At 65.8% G+C, this 17,425-nt stretch carries 18 protein-coding genes and 1 tRNA gene; 7 read left to right on the top strand and 12 right to left on the bottom strand.

Annotated features, from left to right (window positions below):
- Positions 1–27: 27 nt before the first annotated feature.
- The 3 genes from NLR35_RS16000 to NLR35_RS15990 all read right to left on the bottom strand — a co-directional run bounded on the left by NLR35_RS16000 (position 28) and on the right by NLR35_RS15990 (position 2,418).
- Positions 28–366 (bottom strand): P-II family nitrogen regulator, encoded by a 339-nt coding sequence (locus tag NLR35_RS16000; RefSeq protein ID WP_006611147.1) that lies wholly within the window; start codon positions 364–366, stop codon positions 28–30.
- A 323-nt stretch (positions 367–689) separates the two neighbouring features.
- Positions 690–1,994: an ammonium transporter gene (locus NLR35_RS15995; protein WP_257167499.1), complete on the bottom strand. Its 1,305-nt coding sequence runs from the start codon at positions 1,992–1,994 to the stop codon at positions 690–692.
- Between the two features lie 85 nt (positions 1,995–2,079).
- Complete coding sequence (locus NLR35_RS15990) at positions 2,080–2,418, bottom strand: P-II family nitrogen regulator (protein ID WP_257167498.1); 339 nt, start codon at positions 2,416–2,418, stop codon at positions 2,080–2,082.
- 207 nt (positions 2,419–2,625) lie between these two features.
- Between NLR35_RS15990 and NLR35_RS15985 the strand changes: the two genes are divergently transcribed.
- A complete protein-coding gene (locus tag NLR35_RS15985; protein WP_257167497.1) occupies positions 2,626–3,501 on the top strand; it encodes a DUF4339 domain-containing protein in 876 nt (291 codons plus the stop codon).
- 83 nt (positions 3,502–3,584) lie between these two features.
- On the opposite strand, the gene tesB is transcribed toward NLR35_RS15985, so the two are convergent.
- The gene (gene tesB, locus NLR35_RS15980; RefSeq protein WP_257167496.1) at positions 3,585–4,460 is read right to left on the bottom strand and encodes an acyl-CoA thioesterase II; all 876 of its coding nucleotides are present in this window, start codon (positions 4,458–4,460) and stop codon (positions 3,585–3,587) included.
- Positions 4,461–4,633: 173 nt separating this feature from the next.
- Here tesB and NLR35_RS15975 point away from each other — a divergent pair, with 173 nt between their 5' ends.
- Positions 4,634–5,854 carry a ubiquinone biosynthesis hydroxylase gene (locus NLR35_RS15975; RefSeq protein WP_257167494.1) on the top strand — a complete coding sequence of 407 codons (1,221 nt, stop codon included), beginning with the start codon at positions 4,634–4,636 and terminating at the stop codon, positions 5,852–5,854.
- A gap of 121 nt (positions 5,855–5,975) precedes the next feature.
- Here NLR35_RS15975 and NLR35_RS15970 read toward each other — a convergent pair whose 3' ends face one another.
- The 3 genes from NLR35_RS15970 to NLR35_RS15960 are packed head-to-tail and all read right to left on the bottom strand — an operon-like array spanning position 5,976 to position 7,698.
- Positions 5,976–6,899, bottom strand: a complete 924-nt coding sequence (locus NLR35_RS15970; RefSeq protein WP_257167493.1) for an alpha/beta hydrolase — start codon at positions 6,897–6,899, stop codon at positions 5,976–5,978.
- Positions 6,900–6,902: 3 nt separating this feature from the next.
- Entirely contained in the window at positions 6,903–7,100 is a 198-nt protein-coding gene (locus tag NLR35_RS15965) for a Trm112 family protein (RefSeq protein WP_006613415.1), read from the bottom strand.
- A gap of 55 nt (positions 7,101–7,155) precedes the next feature.
- The gene (locus NLR35_RS15960) at positions 7,156–7,698 is read right to left on the bottom strand and encodes a TetR/AcrR family transcriptional regulator (protein ID WP_257167492.1); all 543 of its coding nucleotides are present in this window, start codon (positions 7,696–7,698) and stop codon (positions 7,156–7,158) included.
- 90 nt (positions 7,699–7,788) lie between these two features.
- On the opposite strand from NLR35_RS15960, the gene NLR35_RS15955 reads away from it, so the two are divergent.
- From NLR35_RS15955 to NLR35_RS15945, 3 genes are all read left to right on the top strand, one after another.
- Entirely contained in the window at positions 7,789–8,139 is a 351-nt protein-coding gene (locus tag NLR35_RS15955) for a hypothetical protein (protein WP_257167491.1), read from the top strand.
- 337 nt (positions 8,140–8,476) lie between these two features.
- Positions 8,477–8,773 carry a cupredoxin domain-containing protein gene (locus tag NLR35_RS15950; protein ID WP_257167490.1) on the top strand — a complete coding sequence of 99 codons (297 nt, stop codon included), beginning with the start codon at positions 8,477–8,479 and terminating at the stop codon, positions 8,771–8,773.
- Between the two features lie 11 nt (positions 8,774–8,784).
- Positions 8,785–9,615, top strand: a complete 831-nt coding sequence (locus tag NLR35_RS15945; protein ID WP_257167489.1) for an FTR1 family protein — start codon at positions 8,785–8,787, stop codon at positions 9,613–9,615.
- Here NLR35_RS15945 and NLR35_RS15940 read toward each other — a convergent pair whose 3' ends face one another.
- Together NLR35_RS15940 and trxA are read right to left on the bottom strand one after the other, a co-directional pair.
- Positions 9,616–10,290, bottom strand: a complete 675-nt coding sequence (locus NLR35_RS15940; RefSeq protein ID WP_006613410.1) for an LON peptidase substrate-binding domain-containing protein — start codon at positions 10,288–10,290, stop codon at positions 9,616–9,618.
- A 47-nt stretch (positions 10,291–10,337) separates the two neighbouring features.
- Positions 10,338–11,258, bottom strand: a complete 921-nt coding sequence (gene trxA, locus NLR35_RS15935; protein ID WP_257167488.1) for a thioredoxin — start codon at positions 11,256–11,258, stop codon at positions 10,338–10,340.
- Positions 11,259–11,547: 289 nt separating this feature from the next.
- Between trxA and NLR35_RS15930 the strand changes: the two genes are divergently transcribed.
- Positions 11,548–11,622 (top strand) — tRNA-Gly (locus NLR35_RS15930).
- Between the two features lie 88 nt (positions 11,623–11,710).
- On the opposite strand, the gene NLR35_RS15925 is transcribed toward NLR35_RS15930, so the two are convergent.
- From NLR35_RS15925 to NLR35_RS15915, 3 genes are all read right to left on the bottom strand, one after another.
- The gene (locus NLR35_RS15925; protein ID WP_257167487.1) at positions 11,711–13,159 is read right to left on the bottom strand and encodes a caspase family protein; all 1,449 of its coding nucleotides are present in this window, start codon (positions 13,157–13,159) and stop codon (positions 11,711–11,713) included.
- Positions 13,160–13,263: 104 nt separating this feature from the next.
- Positions 13,264–14,568, bottom strand: a complete 1,305-nt coding sequence (gene pncB, locus NLR35_RS15920; RefSeq protein ID WP_257167486.1) for a nicotinate phosphoribosyltransferase — start codon at positions 14,566–14,568, stop codon at positions 13,264–13,266.
- 89 nt (positions 14,569–14,657) lie between these two features.
- Positions 14,658–16,004 (bottom strand): amidase, encoded by a 1,347-nt coding sequence (locus NLR35_RS15915; RefSeq protein ID WP_257167485.1) that lies wholly within the window; start codon positions 16,002–16,004, stop codon positions 14,658–14,660.
- A gap of 380 nt (positions 16,005–16,384) precedes the next feature.
- Between NLR35_RS15915 and NLR35_RS15910 the strand changes: the two genes are divergently transcribed.
- On the top strand, positions 16,385–17,425 hold a 1,041-nt coding region (locus tag NLR35_RS15910), incomplete at its 3' end, for a sorbosone dehydrogenase family protein (RefSeq protein ID WP_257167484.1).

Genomic DNA, 17,425 nt, shown 5'->3' with positions numbered 1-17,425 from the left:
CGTAAGTGTTCTGGTTTGAGCGCGAAATCAGAGAGCCGCAGCGTCCGCTTCGCCGGTGCGGATGCGCACGGCGTGGTCGAGGCTGATGACGAAGATCTTGCCGTCGCCGATCTGGCCGGTCTTGGCGGCCGAGGAGATCGCATCGATGGTCTTGTCGACCTGGTCGGAGGGGATCGCGACCTCGATCTTGATCTTGGGCAGGAAGCTCACCGCATACTCGGCGCCGCGGTAGATTTCCGTATGGCCTTTCTGCCGGCCGTAGCCCTTCACTTCGGTCACCGTGAGACCATGAACGCCGATGGCGGTCAGGGCGTCCCGGACTTCTTCGAGCTTGAATGGCTTAATGATCGCCATAACAATTTTCATGGGTCCAATCCCCGCTTGGGCCCGGTACGGACGTTACCGAGCGCTTCCTGTCGACTGAGGTTCACCACGCGGAGAGAGCTTCACGACGCGGGCACAGCCGGGGGCCATAGAATCAAATGCCGTGCCAGACGGCTGGTCAGGGCTAACGAGCCGTGAATCCTGGCCTTTTCGGCCCTCAGGGGGGAGCCGGGGGACTGCGCTATTCGGTCGCGCCCATCAAATGGGCATTACTGCGCAAAAACTGCGCAGGCCAGGCTCAAGACACAATGCTGCTCACAGAGCGGGCATATTTCCGCGGCTTAGAACAGATCAGATGCCGTCAATTACTGCAGCGCCTCGCCGTGCTGGGAGATGTCGAGGCCCTCGAGTTCCTGCTCGCGGGACACCCGCAGCGGCACGAAGGCGCTGACCAGCTTCAGAAGGCCCCAGGTCACCCCGCCCGACCACACCAGGGTCACGGCGACGCCGTAGAGCTGCGACAGCAGCTGCTTGGGGTTGCCCTCGATCAACCCGGCCGTGCCGCCGATCGCCGCCGTGGCGAACACGCCGGCCATGATGGTGCCGGTGAGGCCGCCGATGCCGTGGACGCCGAACACGTCGAGCGAATCGTCATAGTTGAAGCGGTGCTTCAGCGAGGTGCAGGCCCAGTAGCAGATGAGGCCGGCGAGCGCGCCGATGACGAGGCCGTGCCAGGGGGCGACGTAGCCGGAGGCCGGGGTGATGGTGCCGAGGCCGGCGACCGCGCCGGAGATCATGCCGAGCACGGACGGTTTGCGCCGGGTCGACCATTCCAGCGCGCCCCAGGTGACGGCGCCGGCGCAGGCGGCGAGATGCGTGGTGAGAATGGCCATCACGGCGTGCGCATTGGCGCCGAGGGCCGAGCCGCCATTGAAGCCGAACCAGCCGACCCACAGCAGGCCGGTGCCGACCACCGCGAGCGACAGGTCGAACGGCGACAGGTTCTCGCTGCCATAGCCGTGGCGGCGTCCCATCACCAGCGCGGCCACCAGCCCGCCGGTGCCGGCCGACAGATGCACGACGAGGCCGCCGGCGAAATCGACCACGCCGGCCTGGGCGAGGAAGCCGCCGCCCCAGATCCAATGCGCCAGGGGGAGATAGACGAAGATGAACCAGGCGACGCCGAACACCAGATAGGCCGAGAACCGCATGCGGTCGGCGACGGAGCCTGCCACCAGCGCCACCGTGATGATCGCGAACGTCATCTGGTACAGCATGAACAACGACTCGGGGATCGTCTTGGCGCCGGGATGCACGCTGTCCATGCTCATGCCCGCGAGGAAGGCGCGGTCGAGCGTGCCGATCCAGGCGCCGTCGCCGACGAAGGCAAGCGAGTAGCCGAACGCGACCCACAGGATCGAGATCAGCATCACGGCCGCAAGGCTCTGCGCCATCGTGGCCAGCACGTTCTTCTTGCGCACCATGCCGGAGTAGAACAGCGCCAGCCCCGGGATCGTCATCATCAGCACCAGCGCGGTGGCGACGATCATCCAGGCGGTGTCAGCCGGCTCGATCGTGGATGGCGCCGCGGCCGATGCGGGCGTGATGGAGATGAAGGCCGTGGCCAAGACCACAGGCGCGCGCAGGCAACGAGACGCAAAGGTCCCCATGACAGTCCCCCCGGCATGTCAGATCAGATTGAGAAGTTCGCGTGCCGCCGCGCCATTGCGGCGGACGAGCCGTGGCCTCGGCGGCCTACAGCGCGTCGCTGTCGGTCTCGCCGGTGCGGATGCGGCGGGCGTGATCGATCGGCGTCACGAAGATCTTGCCGTCGCCGATCTGGCCGGTGCGCGCATGCGTGGTGATGACCTCGACCGCCTTCTCGGCGATATCCGAGTTGACCGCGATCTCGATGCGCAGCTTGGGCAGGAAGTTCACGATGTATTCGGCGCCCCGATAGATCTCGGTGTGGCCCTTCTGGCGGCCGTAGCCCTTGACCTCGGTGACGGTCATGCCGTGAACGCCGATCGCGGTGAGGGCCTGGCGCACCTCGTCGAGCTTGAAGGGTTTGATGATCGCGACGACGAGCTTCATGGGCGGGCCTTGGTTTCCTCGGAGCTGAACGGCCTGTTTTGCAGGCACGAATGGGTCGGCTGTTTTGGCCTGTTCATAGGCAAATGGCACAAAATCAGCGCAGCGTTAAGCGAAAACGTCAAGGAGTGACGGATATCACTGAACGCAATCAGACCTCGCACGACAGATTGAGGACGTTTTTCTGCCTCCTCCACTCAAGGATAGCCTATGTCGAATCGTTCCTGGTATTACGCAGCCCAAGGCCAACAACAGGGCCCGATCTCCGAAGACGAGCTGCGCGACCTGATCGCCAGGGGTGTCGTCACGGCCGAGACGCTGCTCTGGAGCGACGGCATGGCCGGCTGGGAGAAGGCCGGACAGATCCCCGGCCTGATGTCGGGGGTGCCGAGCCTGGCGCCCGGAGCGCCGCCCGCGTTCAACACCGGGACCGCCGCGCCGGCCGGCGCACTCGCGGTCAAGCTCGACACCTGGGGCTTTTTCGGCCGGACCGTGCTGTACATCTTCGGCCAGTTCCTGGTCGTCGTGACGCCGTGGACCGCGGTCTATCTCTACCGCTACGTCATCGAGCGGATGCAGGTGCCCGGCCGGCCGAATCTGGGCTTCTCGGGCCAGCCGCTCGACATCTGGTACGTCTTCATCGCGATGGGCGTGCTGACCTATGTCGGATTCAGCGACAGCGTGATCCTCAGCCTGATCTCGACCATTGCGCCAGCCTTCCTCGGCTGGATGGTGCTGCGCTGGGTCTTTGCCAAGCTGACCTCGAATGGCGAGCCGATGCCGCTGCGCTTCGAGGGCAACCCGCTCGCTTATGTCGGCTGGTACGTGTTCCTGCTCGTCTCGTGCATCAGCATCATCGGCTGGGCCTGGGTGCTGACGGCGTGGATGCGCTGGATCTGCCGCAACGTCCAGGGATCGCGCCGCGAGCTCGTGTTCACCGCGTCCGGTCTGGAGATGCTGTGGCGGACGCTCGCATTCTCGATCGCCTCCATGTTCATCATCCCGATCCCGTGGCTGCTGCGCTGGTACAGCGCCTGGTACGTGTCGCAGTTCGCGCTGGTGCCGCGCGGCTCGCAGCCGATGTGATCAGGCCAGAAGCACGATCCGGAAAAGCGGAGACCGGTTTTCCGAAAAGATCATGATGCGTGTCCGTCGAAACGCATCATGATCTAAGCCCGGCGCTCGCGGATCGATCCCTCCTGCGCGACGGAGGCGACCAGCGTGCCGTCGGGCTTGAAGATCGAGCCGCGGGTCAGCCCGCGGCCGCCCTGCGCGCTCGGCGAATCCTGCGCATAAAGCAGCCATTCGTCGGCGCGGAACGGCCGGTGAAACCACATCGCATGATCGAGCGAGGCCGGCATCATGCGCTTGTCGAACAAGGTCCGGCCGTAGCGCGCCATCACCGCGTCGAGCAGCGAGAAGTCGGATGCATAGGCGAGCGCGCACATGTGCAGCGCCGGATCGTCCGGCAGCTTCGCCGCCGTCTTGATCCAGACGTGAATGCGGCCATCCTCGATCTTCTCACCGAAGTAACGGCTGAGCTCGACCGGACGCAATTCGATAGGCCGATCGGATTCGTAGTAGCGGCGGATGAAGTCCGGCATCCGCTGGAAGACCTCCTGGAACATCGGCTGCTTGGAGATCTCTTCGGCCGTCAGCTTCTCCGGCGGCGGCACGTCCGGCATCCTGTCCTGGTGGTTGAACGCGCTCTCCTCGTCGGAGTGGAACGAGACCATGATCGAGAAGATCGCGTTGCCGTGCTGGATCGCGGTGACGCGGCGCGTCGCATAGCTCTTGCCGTCGCGTAGCCGTTCGACTTGGTAGATGATCGGCACCTGCGGATCGCCCGGCAGGATGAAATAGCAATGCAGCGAATGCGGCAGCCGGCCCTCGACGGTGCGGCACGCCGCCATCATCGCCTGGCCGATCACCTGGCCGCCGAATACGCGCTGCCAGCTCGTCTTCGGGCTGTTGCCGCGGAACAGGTTCACCTCGATCGGCTCGAGGTCGAGGATCGAGATCAGGTCGATCAATCCCTTGGACATGGCGTGGTGCTTTCGCTGGCGTTGCGGTCCAATCGGGTGCCGGCCCCGTTACGGCGGGATCAGGCATCCGGAAATGACGGCCTTGGGTGGCAGCCCTTGGTTCTCCGCCCTGTTTCGCCTAGCTATACTCCACCCGCAAGAGCAACCGTGAGCCAAGTGCCAGGACGACTGCCATGACGACACAGCGAAGCATTGTCATTTGTGGCGGCGCCTTTGCCGGCCTCGCGCTGGCGCTCGCGCTCCGGCAGGGGCTCGGGCCGGAGGTGCCGGTGATCGTCGCCGATCCCGCGCTCGCCAACCGGCCGAGCCGCGATCCCCGCGCCAGCGCCATCGTCGCGGCCTGCCGCAAGCTGTTCGACGCGATCGGCGTCTGGGCCGACGTGGCGCCGGAGGCGCAGCCGATCCTCGACATGGTCATCACCGACTCCAAGCTCGAGGATGCGACGCGCCCGGCCTTCCTGACCTTCGCGGGCCAGGTCGAGGCCGGCGAGCCGTTCGCGCATATGGTCGAGAACCGGCATCTGATCGATGCGCTGGTGCGGCATGCCGAGGCGGCTGGGGTCACGCTGAAGGCCACGCCGGTGACCAACTTTGCGACCCGCGCCGACGGTGTCACGGTAACGCTGGGCGACGGCAGCCAGCTTGAGGCCAGCCTGCTGGTGGCGGCCGACGGCGCGCGCTCCAAGCTGCGCGAGCGCGCGGGTATCCAGACCCATGGCTGGGATTACGACCAGTCGGGCATCGTCGTCACCGTCGGCCATGAGCGCGACCATGGCGGCCGGGCCGAGGAGCATTTCCTGCCGCCCGGGCCGTTCGCGATCCTGCCGCTGACCGGCAACCGCTCCTCGCTGGTGTGGACCGAGCGGCGCAGGGAGGCGAAGCGCCTGGTCGAGCTCAGCGCCGATGAATTCCATGCCGAGCTGGAGAAGCGCGCCGGCCTGCATCTCGGCGAGTTGAAGGTGCTGGACCAGCCCCGCGCCTTTCCGCTGTCCTATTTCGTCGCCCGCTCGTTCATCGCGCCGCGGCTGGCGCTGGTCGGCGACGCCGCCCATGTGATCCACCCCATCGCGGGGCAGGGCCTCAATATGGGCCTGAAGGACGTCGCGGCGCTGGCCGAGGTCGTGGTCGATGCGGCGCGGATGGGGATCGATCCGGGGCAGGTCGACGTGCTCGAAAGCTACCAGCGCTGGCGCCGTTTCGACACGATGGCTATGGGCGTCGCCACCAACTCGTTGAACTTCCTGTTCTCCAACAAATCGACCCTGCTGCGCGCGGTGCGCGATATCGGACTCGGGATCGTCGACCGGGCGCCGCCGCTGAAGGAGCTGTTCATCAAGCAGGCCGCCGGCCTCACCGGCGAGATGCCGCGGCTGCTGAAAGGCGAGGCTCTTTAGAAGCTAACGCGTGATGCCTTCTTGTTGAGTCAAAGCGCTCACCGCGAGTTCAGGGCTCCCCGTCGGGGAGAGGTCAACGAGACCGCGGCTGCTGTTCGATCGAACCAAAACGTATACTGCTCTAGCGCGGGCCCGCGGCCGAAATGAAGCCGGCGACGGCCTCGACCATGTCGGGGTCGAGCGGGCGATCGGGGTCGTTGTACGTCGACAGGTTCTCGTCCTCGTTGGCGACGTCGACCAGGACGTGGTTCATCTCCGGCAGCCACAGTGTCTTGGCGGCCGGCGCGGCGGCGGCGAGCGCGACCATGTCGAGGCGGGCGACCTGGGAATCGCGGGCGCCGCCGACGATCAGGATCGGGATCACGATCTGCTTCAGCGGATCGATCGGATCCTCCGCGAAGGCGGAGCCGATTCCCGGCTGCATGCTGGGCGCGATCGGCAGCTCCGGCGGGGGCGGGTCCACCACCTGGCCGGCCATGATCGCATCGATCGCCTTGGCGACGGGCTCCATCTTCGCCGCCGGCAGCTTCTTCTCGAGCTGCGTCTTGAGCAGGTCCCCCTGCCGCCGCGCTGACGCTGCGAGCAGGACGAGCCGGTCCACCGGCGTGCGGCGGGCGGTGAGGATGGCGACGAGGCCGCCCTCGCTGTGTCCGACCAGCACGATGCGGGCGAACTTGCCGCGCAGGAAGTCGACCAGCGAGGCGCTGTCGTCGACATAGTCCTTGAAGCGGAAGTCCTCAGGCTTGCCGAACTCCGCCTTCCAGCCGCGCGCGCCGCGCTTGTCATAGCGCAGGCTGGCGATGCCGCGGGCAGCGAGCTGCTCAGCGAGCTTCTTCAAGGTCGCAGGCTTCAGCTGCGGCCCGTTGCCGTCACGGTCCGTCGACCCGGACCCGGCGATCAGGAGCGCGACGGGCGGACGTTCGACGCCCGAGGGAGTTGTCAGAACGGCGTCGAGCGCGCCGACGCGGATGGCGCTCTCCTCAGCGGCGGCCGCCGAGGTGAGGAGGGCCAAGGCCAGCACGCAGCGGATGGTTGCGGCGCGCATCGGTCAGTCGATCTTCCGCGCTTCCTCGGGCAGCATGATCGGTATGCCGTCGCGGATCGGATAAGCGAGCTTCGCCGAGCGCGAGACCAGCTCCTGCTTGGCGGCGTCATACTCCAGCGGACCCTTGGTCATCGGGCAGACCAGAATCTCGAGCAGCTTGGGATCGACGGAATTGGCGGGGCGTTCGAGCGGGGCGTTCATGGCATCTGTCTCCGGCGGGCGCTCTCTAGCATAGTCGCGATGGCGCTGTCGTCCCTCAAGGCTCGTGCAGGGCGATCCGGATCAGTTCGTCGATCACCCCCTGCTGCTGCTCGGGCGGCAGCTGCCGGTCTGATAGCGCGTAGCCGAGGAAGGCCCAATAGAGCACCTGGGCGCGCGCCTGCGCGATCGCGGCCGGCAGGCCCTGCGCCGCGAGCAGGCCCTCGATGTAGCCGAGCCGGCGTCTGTCGATCGCCTGGACGGCCTGGCGAGCCATCGGGCTGGACGCCGCCCAGCTGCGGACGGCCCGCTCCAAGGTCAGCCGGACCGACAGCGTGCGGCGCAGGAGCACGGCAATGGCGGGCTCGTCGCCCGCGCTCGCCTCCACGCCGGTGATGATCTGCTCGGCCGCGATCTCGCGCCAGCGCTTCAAGAGCTCGGCGTGAAACGCGGCCACGTCGGCAAAATGCCAATAGAAGCTGCCGCGCGAGACGCCCATGATCTTCGCCATGGGCTCCGCCTTCAGCGCCGTGAACCCCTTGCTCGCCAGGATCTTGAGCCCCTGGTCCAGCCAGTCCTGCTGCGAGAGTTGATCGTTCATGCCGTGCCACCCTCTGCGGACCATACACAAGTGTATTGACGGCCGCCAGTTCAGGGCCCATGCTCCATACATGACTGTATGGAGGCGATCATGCGTGACGTGCTGTTGCAGGCTGCCGGAGTGACCGCGATCATCGTAGCGCTCATCCACGGTGTTCTCGGTGAGACCGTCGTGTTCGCGCGCGCCTCGATCACCCCCGAGCGGCTGCGGACGTTGCTGCGGGTCGTCTGGCAGGCCAGCACCGTGGCCTGGATCGGCTGCGGCGTCCTGCTGATCGCAGTGCCATGGATGGCTTCCGAACCGGCGCGGCATTGGACCGTCATCACCGCGATCGGTGTGTTCGGCTTGGCGGCGCTCGGCAATGCGTGGGCGACACGCGCGCGTCATTTCGGTTGGATCATGCTCGCCGGCGTGGTCGTGATGGCTGCCGCGGGCTACTAGGCCACACAGGTGCAGCTCATGGCGTAATCGTGCCGTCACCTTGGCGGGACGGCGGCGTGCAACGCGCCGCCACGGCTCGTTGGAGTTCGGCCGCGCTCCGCTCACGCCGATGCCACTGCCGCGACACATTCGCGAAGAATGGTTCCAACTTAGAAGGAGTCTCTTTGCAGACCCGGCGGCGGGCCGCTTAGCTGTTCGCCGTCGCGAACGGGTACCGCGCCGTCCCCTCGATGCGGTCGTGTGCCAGTTCTCCGATTTGCTTGGCTGAATACGAGAGGACTGATCGATGTTGGTCGACGTGGTGCGAAGGTTGGTCGTTGCAGGCGGATGTCTCGGCATGGCTCTGCTGGCGACACAGGTCCGGGCCGGGGGGCCGAACGAGATCTGCCTTACCTATGCGAACGGCCAGTTCGAGCCGAAGGAGCCGACCGTTCCGGCCGACGCGCCGCTGACCATCCGGGTCAAGAACATGGAAGGCAAGGCGATCGAGTTCGAGAGCGAGACGCTGAAGATCGAGAAGGTGATCGCGGCAAACAGCGAGGCCGTTCTCAATGTCCGGGCGATGAAGTCCGGTCGATACGAGTTCTACAACGACTTCAACGAAAAGGCCCGCGGCTTCGTCAACGTTCAATAGGTCCTGCTGCCATGCTCGCTGCACTGATCATCGTCTTCCGCGAAGTGTTCGAGGCCGGCCTGATCGTCGGCATCGTTCTGGCCGTTACCAGCGCGGTGCCGCATCGATTGCGCTGGATCAGCGCAGGCCTGTTCGCCGGTCTGATCGGGGCCTGTGCGGTCGCAGCGTTCGCGGGCACCCTGACGCAACTGTTCGAAGGCATGGGGCAGGAAGTGTTCAACGCGGCGATCCTGTCGACCGCCGTCATCATGCTGACCTGGCACAATGTCTGGATGGCGCGGCACGGCCGCGAGATGGCCACGGAGCTGCGCACGATGGGCCAGGCGGTCGCTGAAGGCGCCAAGCCGCTGGTCGCTCTGGCCACGGTGATTGCCATCGCGGTTCTGCGCGAAGGCAGCGAGGTGGCGCTGTTCCTCTACGGCGTGGCGGCCTCGGACGAAAGCGGCGGCCGCGCGCTGCTCGGCGGCGGCATGCTCGGCCTGCTGCTCGGCGTCGCCGTCTGTCTTGCGACCTATCTCGGGCTGATGCGGATTCCGCCGCGTGCGCTGTTTCGGACGACGACCGTTCTGATCACCTTGCTGTCGGCCGGCATGGCCGCCCAGGCGGTGTTCTTCCTCGCCCGCGCCAACTGGCTCACCTCGTTCGATCAGGTGATGTGGGATTCGAGCGCGGTCCTGCCCGAAAAGGGCCTGGCGGGGCGGACGCTGAAGGCGCTCGTCGGCTACACGGACCAGCCGACCGCGATGCAACTGGCGGTCTATGTCGGCGTCATCCTTGCGACGGTCGCGCTGATGCGTCTCACCGCTGCGCCGTCGCCACGGCGCACGGTGGCCGCCGAATGATCACTGCAGTGGCGGATCGCCCGAGGTCCGCTTCTTGGCGAGATCCATCTCGGTGACGGCGACCAGGATCTCCGCCCGGGTCTTCAGGTCCGGCGCTTCGAGCATGGCCTGCTTTTCCGCGGGCCCGTAGGGCGACATCATCGCCAGCGCGTTGACCAGCGCCTCGTTCGGAGCCGCTTCGATCCCGGCCCAGTCGACCTTGAGATTGTTGGCCTTCAGGAAATCGGTCAGCACTGCGAGCAGCGCTTCGCGGTCGACCGCGTCTTCGCCCTTGCGGGCGGTGAAGTCGTCGACGAACGGGAAATAATCGACCCGGCACTGACGATAGGGCGTCAGCACCGTCATCTCCTCGGCCACTTTGAAGCGCGACACGCCGGTGAGTTCGAGGATGTAACGGCCGTCGCCGGACTCGGCGAGCTGCGTGATCCGGCCGACGCAGCCGACCTTGAACAGCACCGGGCGTTCCTCGCTGGAGGAATGCGTGACATCGGGCTGGATCATGCCGATGAGCCGATGGCCGTCGCGAAAGGCGTCGTCGACCATCGCGAGATAGCGCGGCTCGAAGATGTTGAGCGGCATTTGGCCGCGCGGAAGCAGCAGCGCCCCCGCCAGCGGGAACACCGGGATGATCTCCGGCAGGTCGGCAGGACCGCGATATTCGGCATTGATCGGCATGCGATACCTCGTGTCCGCTGAAGCGCCCGTGCTGTGCCCGGCTGCGGTTACGAAAACAGGATCGTCGAGAGCCGCTTGCGGCCTTCGACGGTGGCTTCGTCAGCGCCGCCCCAGGCTTCGAAGAACTGCACGAGCTGCTTGCGCGCGCCGTCCTCGTTCCATTTGCGATCGCGCTTCACGATCTCGAGCAGGTGGTCGGTGGCTTCCTTCCGCTTGCCCGCGGCGTTGAGCGCGATTGCCAGATCGAAACGCGCCTGGTGGTCGAGTGGATTGGCGGCGACGGTCTGTTCGAGTTCTCCAATCGGGCCAAGCGACTGCGCCTGCTCGGCGAGATCGATCGCAGCCTGAACCGCGGTCACGGCCGACTCGTTGCGCTTGGCTTCGGGAATCTGCGCCAGCGTCTCCTTGGCCTGCTCGATCGCGCCGGTTTCGACGTAGCATTTGGCGAGCCCTGCGAGCGCCGGGATGTTGGCGGCGTCGATCGACAAGACCTCGGCGTAGATCTGGGCCGCGCCGGCAGGGTCGCCCTCCGCCAGCACCGCCTCGGCCTCCTTGAGGATCTCGGCAATGTCGGGCTCGCCGATGCCGGGAACGCCCTTGGTGATCTTCTCGATGAAGGCGCTGACTTGGCTCTCCGGCACGGCTCCCATGAAACCGTCCGCGGGCCGTCCGCCGACGAAGGCGATCACGGCCGGAATCGACTGGATGCCCATCTGGCCGGGGATGGCCGGATGCTCGTCGATGTTCATCTTGACCAGCTTGACCTTGCCCTTGGCGGCCTGGACGGCCTTCTCGAGGATGGGGGTCAATTGCTTGCATGGGCCGCACCACGGTGCCCAGAAGTCGATGAGAACCGGCTGGCGCTTCGATTCCTCGATCACGTCCTTCACGAAGGTCTGCGTCGTGGTGTCCTTGATCAGATCCGGCACCTGCGGCGCCGCTCCGTTGCCCTGCTCAACAATGGTCACGGGGGTCCTCGTCAGAAAAATACTGGGATGGACAGCGGGCCGGGAACCAGCCGCCGCTGCGCCTCAATACACGGTTTCCGTCACTTTAAGTGGCGGCGACCACGGAAATTTCAATCCGTTTAGGCGACTGCTCGCCATTCGGCCGATTCGGACCGGTTTGGCCGCCTCCGACACCCAAAATTGAAGCGCATCAGGGCACGAAACCTGTCGCAGACCTGTTGCATTCGTCCGCGGCATTTGGCATAGGTCTGCGCGTCGCCGGCGGCCACAGCGCCCGGGCGTCACGGATGCGGGTGTAGCTCAGTGGTAGAGCACGACCTTGCCAAGGTCGGGGTCGAGGGTTCGAACCCCTTCGCCCGCTCCAAACCTTCCGCTCCGCGGCTCCGCTTTTGAAGCGGCTTTCCTTTTCCAAGGCACCTTATTCCAAGGCTCGTTACCCTTTCCAGGGCTCCTTACTTGGCCGGCTGGTATTTGCTCCAGGCCGCGAACGCATCCGCGAACACGCGATCACCGCTCGGACCCTTGCCGAGAGCGAGAATGCCGCGGCGCTGATTTGCGTACACGACCGGAATGTCGAACCATTCGCGACGCGCCAGCAGCTCCTCGTTGCGCGCGCGATCGGCGTCGACGTTGGAGAAGCCGACCAGGAAAGAGCCTTCCGTGATCTTGACGGCGAGCCCTGCCAGGGGCGTGCCGCGCGCATTCTCCTCCGTCTTCATCAGGATTCCCGGCACATTGCTGATGGCGGTCCCGACGAAATCGGCCCCGGGACTGAATGTGAGTTCGGCGACATGGCTGGCCGGCAGGCTCGGATCGTCGTTGCGGCGCAGCTGGAGACTCATCCTCAGCTTGCGATCGGGAATGTCGATCTCGGCCCGGATCACCGGCACGGGCCGCCCCGCCGTCTTGACGGTTTCGAGCCGCCACGCCACCGAGCCGGAATAGCGCTTGCCCTTCGGATCCGAGACATCCTCGTCGTAGAGGACCGCAAGGCCGGGGGTCCGTGCGTCCTGGGCGGCAGTCGCTGCTGCCGGGCTCGCAGGGGAAGCCGTGGTCTGGCTGGCGGTCGGGGCCGCCGGCTGTGCAGGCCGCTGTGCCGCAGCGTCAGTCTGAGCGCCGCCATCGATCTGGGTGAACATCACGAACGGCTGCTGGGCGCCATTGGTGAGGCGCTCGACAGATTGCGCGGTTTGGCCGAAGACCTCGACCAGCCGCCGATCCTGCTGCTGCAGCGCCTGGGCGAGCGCTGCTGCAAAGACGCCGTGTCCGTCGGGACCGCGCTGCCCGACCGTCCCGGGCTGAGCGGCGAAGGAGATCAGCGTGCGTGGGGGGACGCGCGCCGGGGACAGCCCGGCGGTGAGGCCTGTGATACCGCGCGGCTCGAACGGGTTGGCGCGGAAGGCGTCGAGGATCACCACGTTCTGCCGCCGGTTTGATCCCTCGAGTTCGCGCAGCACCGCGTTCAAGTCGCGCAGCTCGCGTTCGAGGTCCGCCGCCGTTGTCGGCGCCGCGTCGACCGGCACGAGATAATTGGTGCCGTTCAGATTGAGCCCATAGCCCGCATAGTAGATCAGGGCGAGGTCGGCATCGGCGATGCGGCCCTTGAACTCCGCGAGCGCGCGATCGAAGCCCTTCTTGTCGAGGTCGATCTGCGCGACGCCGCCGCTCAGGATGAAGCCGAGCTGGGTGAGTTTGGCGGCCAGCAGCCGCGCATCGGAGGCAGGCTCGTCCAGCAGCGGCGCATGTTCATGGATGGAGTTGCCGATCACCAGCGCCACGCGCTTGTCGGCGGCTGCGGGTCCCGTGAAGGCCAGGATGGCGACGATGACCAGGAGGGGCGCGGACAATAGCTGCCCGACTTTGCAGCCGACTTTGCCGATTTGGGCGATCACCCGACGCATGCCCACGTTCTCCTGCCCCACGGTTTGCACGTTCGCGCGATGATTTTACCGCAACTCGAACAAAACCGGAACAAGAATTTCAGCGGGAGAACGAAATGGCCAGGCTAGACGACCACCGGCGTCCGAACCCGGCCGGCATCGCCGAACACGCGCAGATAACGCGCGATCTCGGCGGGGTCGCCGGTCGCCTTCTCCGGATTGTCGGACAGCTTGACCGCGGGGTGGCCGTCGACCGAGGTCACCTTGCAGACCAGCGAGATCGGATCGAGATCGACCGAGCCGTCCGGCGAGCAGCCAACGAAATCGTTGGTCAGGTTGGTGCCCCAGCCGAACGACAGCCGGACCTGATCGGAGAACCGGTGGTGGATCTGCTCGATCGATTCGACATCCATCGCGTCGGAGAACACCAGCAGCTTCTGCCGGGGGTCGCGTCCCTTGGATTTCCACCAGGCCATGATCTCCTCGCCGGCCTGGATCGGCGGGGCACTGTCGGGGCGGAAGCCGGTCCAGTCGGCGACCCAGTCCGGCGCATCCCGCAGGAACGCCTTGGTGCCGAACGCGTCGGGCAGGGCGATCAAGAGGTTGCCGGCATAGGTCTGCCGCCACTGGTCGAGAATGCGGTAGGGCGCAAAGCGCAGCTCGTCGTCATCCTTGGCCAGTGCGGCGGCGACCATCGGCAGCTCATGCGCATTGGTGCCGATGGCCTCGAGATCGTTGTCCATCGCCAGCAGCACATTCGACGTGCCGGTGAACGAGGATCCCAGCCCTTCCTTCACGGCCTCGACGCACCACCGCTGCCACAGGAAGCCATGGCGACGCCGCGTGCCGAAATCCGATAGCCGCAACCCCTCCAGCTTGCGCAGCCGCTCGACCTTGGCCCATAGCTTGGCCTTGGCGCGGGCGAACAGCACGTCGAGCGCGAAGCGGCCCTGGCCCTTCATGGCCTGGCGCGAGCGCAGCTCGTTGACGATGGCGAGCGCCGGGATCTCCCACATCGTGGTATGGGTCCATGGCCCGTGGAAATGCAGCTCGTACTGGCCGTCGGCCTTGTGCAGCTCGTATTCGGGCAGCCGGAAATTGGCGAGCCAGTTCATGAAGTCCGGCGAGAACATGTGGGTCTTGCCGTAGAAGGTATTGCCGGCCAGCCAGATCAGCTCCTTCTTGGTGAAGCGGATGGTGCGGGCATGATCGAGCTGGGCGCGCAGCTCGCCTTCGTCGATGACGTCGGCCAGGCGCACGCGCTTAGTGCGGTTGATGACCGAGAAGGTCACCTGCTGATTCGGATAGAACTCCCGAATCATTTGCAGCATCAACAGCTTGTAGAAATCGGTATCGAGCAGGCTGCGCACGATCGGGTCGAGGCGCCAGCCGTGATTATAGGTTCTGCTCGCGATGTCTGTGACGGTCATGCGAAGGTTCTACAGCGCTGGTTGGAAACCCGCCACTGGGCTTTGGCGCAGATGGCGGTGGTGACGGAGTGCCGTGCGGCGCCGGCGCGCTAGGGACGGGCGAGCGCCGGCACGCCGGGATCGAAGGCCAGGATGGTCTCGACCCATTTCGCGACGCGCAGGGTTTGGAGATCGTTGCGATAAAGGCCGGCGACCTGGATGCCGAGCGGCAGGCCATTTTTGCCGAAGCCTGCCGGCAGCGCGACGGCCGGCGCGCCGACGAAAGTCCAGGGCGCGCAATATTCGGCGTCTCCCGTCCAATCGAGGCCGCGCGGCGCTTCGCCGAACGCCGGCAGAGTGAGCACGGCGTCGAAGCCGTCTAGCTCGGCGGCCAGCGCTTTTTGCCGCTCGGCCTGCGCGGCCTTGGCGGCGAGATAGTCCATGGCGGTCTTGGTGCGGCCGCTCTCGACGTGCTGCTTCATCACGTCGCTGACGCGGTCGGGATAGCGCGCGATCAGACCGGAGAAGATCGTCGTCGCCTCGCTGAGCATGATGGTGTTGATGGCATCCCAATTGGCGGCGTCGAGCTCGGCGAACGCGACCTCCTCGACCACGGCGCCGGCGCTGCGCAGCCTGTCGATCATGCGATCGAACACCGCCTTCTGCTCAGGCTCGGCCCGCTCCCATTTGGCAAAGCGCGCCACCGCGAGCCGCGGCTTGGCGAGCGGCGTGAGACCGTGCGCGCCGTCGACCGTGAACGCCGGCAGCGGGCGGCCGTGAAGGTCATCCGCGCTGGTGCCGGCCAGCAGCGACAACGCGAAGGCCACATCATCGACGCGTCGTGCGAAGAAGCCGACATGGTCGAGTGACGGGCTGAGCGGATGCACGCCCGTGCGCGGGATCGCGCCGAAGCTCGGCTTGAAGCCGACAACGCCGTTGAAGGCGGCAGGCCGGATCACGGAGCCCAATGTCTGCGTGCCCAGCGCCAGAGGCACGAGCCCGGCGGCGACGGCCGCGGCCGAGCCCGATGACGAGCCGCCCGGAGAGTGGGCGGGGTTCCAGGGATTGACCGTCGGCCCCGGATGGCGCCACGCGAATTCGGTCGAGACCGTCTTGCCGAAGATGGTCGCGCCGAGGTCGCGCAGCCGCGCGACCACCCAGGCATCGGCCGCCGGCACATGGTCGCGGTAGATCGCCGAGCCGTTGGTGGTCGGCATATCCGACGTCGCGATGATGTCCTTGATGGCGACGGGAATTCCGCCGAGCGGACCGGTCTTCGCGGTGACGTCCCGCGGCAGATATTCGAACGCCTTCAACCGCGGCTCGATTCTCTGCGTCCGCTTCAAACAATCTTCACCATAGGCGGATGCGGCGGCGGGATCGCTGGCGAACTGGCGCAGCAGCTCGAGAACGCCTGCACCGGCCTTCGGTGTCTGAAGCTCTGACGGTTGCGACATCGGACATCCTGTTGGGCGAGGGTCTCGGAGTTTCAGCACGGCCCGCGCCCGTTCGTGCTGCCGCACCCTAGCGATTGCCGATGCAGGCGCCAATCGCGGTGGCGATCAGTGCGTATGAATACAGCGCATGGCCGTTCTTGCCGCGGCGACGCTCCCGATCGATGCGTTGCAAAAGCGCGCTCATCGAATGAGCACATGGCATGCGATGAGTGCAGAGGCGGGGTATGAGCGGCGCGCAAACTTCGTCGCAATCCGCTTCTCACCCGCTCAGGATGTGCTACCATTTTCGAGTCGACTACTGATGTGGCGACCAAAGAGCGTATCCAAATACGTTCCGATAATAGACGCAGCCCAACGCGCTGCCTCATGGGAGTGAAGCGATGATATCGGCTTTTCACCGAAGCATTCTTGCGCTTGCAACAATCAGTCTTCTCGCCGGCACCAGCATGGCCGGCGCGCAGCAGCAATCCGATTCCGGCAAAGGCCTGAAGAAATACGAATCCGGCACCAAGGAATTCTGGACGCATCCGCCGGACGACTGGTTCCTCGGCGACGAGACCGAGGCGCAGAAGGGCCTCGCGCCGCCGTCCGGTCCGCCGACCGGTGCATCGGACGCCGAGCTCGCCAAGATCGTCAAGCAGGTGAAGCTGCCGGACGGCTTCAAGATGGAGGTCTGGGCCTCGGGTGTGCTCGCCGCGCGCCAGATGGCCTGGGGCGACAAGGGCACGCTGTTCGTCGGCTCGTTCGGTCTCGGCAACGTCTATGCGATCACCGACAAGGGCGGCAAGCGCGAGGTCAAGACGGTCCTCAAGGGCCTGAACATGCCCACGGGGCTCGCCTTCCAGGACGGCAATCTCTACGTGATCGCGGTCGACAAGCTGATCAAGTATGAGAACGCCGAGGCCAATGTCGACAATCTCGGCCAGGGCAAGGTCGTCTATGACGACATGCCGTCCTACGCCGCGCATGGCTGGAAGTACATCGCGGTCGACAAGGAGGGCTGGTTCTATCTGCCGTTCGGCCCGCCCTTCAACATCGGCATTCCGCCGACCTCTGTCTCGCAGATCCGCCGCGTCGATCCGCGCACCGGCAATGCCGAGATCTACGCGCTCGGCGTCCGCAACAGCGTCGGCGGCGACGTCGATCCGCGCACCGGCAAATACTGGTTCACCGAGAACGCGCGCGACTGGGTCAGCGACGATCTGCCGAGCGACAAGCTCAACATGATCTCCAAGTTGGGCGAGCATTTCGGCTATCCCTATTGTCACCAGGGTGACATGCCGGATCCGAAATTCGCGATGGGCCACAAATGCTCGGAGTTCACGCCGCCGGTGCTGAATCTCGGCGCCCACGTCGCGCCGCTCGGCATGAAGTTCTACACCGGTGACCAGTTCCCCGCCGAGTACAAGAACAACATCCTG

Origin of the sequence: Bradyrhizobium sp. SRS-191, from assembly GCF_024586915.1 — a bacterium.
Lineage (GTDB): Bacteria > Pseudomonadota > Alphaproteobacteria > Rhizobiales > Xanthobacteraceae > Bradyrhizobium.
Note: the sequence above shows the minus strand (reverse complement) of the source record. Positions and strands in the feature narration are given on the sequence as shown.